A 302-nucleotide genomic window follows, 5' to 3' on the forward strand; every position below is an offset into this window, starting at 1 on the left:
ACGGTCGATGTGTTTGGCGATCATGGCTTGGGCGGTTTGCTGAAAGAAGGTGCTCATGGAAAATCCCCTAAATGTCTTAGTAGGAATTTAGGGGATTTTAGGGGATTTTGCAAAGGTCTCGGCCTTTGTTTTGTATTTTTTGTATGTATGGATAGTGTAGAAAGGTTGTTGGAGTTTTTTTATAAAATAAAAACCCTGTTAAAACAGGGCGGTGGTTAAATTTCTAGAAATAATTTTGCGAAAAGTGTTGACTGGTTTCGTTGTGAGGCGTATAGTTCGGTTCTTCGCTGCTGACGCGGTGA

Annotated in this window: 1 protein-coding gene; it reads left to right on the forward strand. The window is 40.7% G+C overall.

From position 1 onward, the window contains the following. Nucleotides 1–219: hypothetical protein (locus tag ACTHTJ_RS11000; protein WP_440361024.1), on the forward strand; the 219-nt coding region annotated here is incomplete at its 5' end. Between the last annotated feature and the right edge of the window lie 83 nt (nucleotides 220–302).

Origin of the sequence: Neisseria sp. P0018.S001 (assembly GCF_051957355.1) — a bacterium.
In the GTDB taxonomy this organism is placed as follows: Bacteria; Pseudomonadota; Gammaproteobacteria; order Burkholderiales; family Neisseriaceae; genus Neisseria; species Neisseria subflava_A.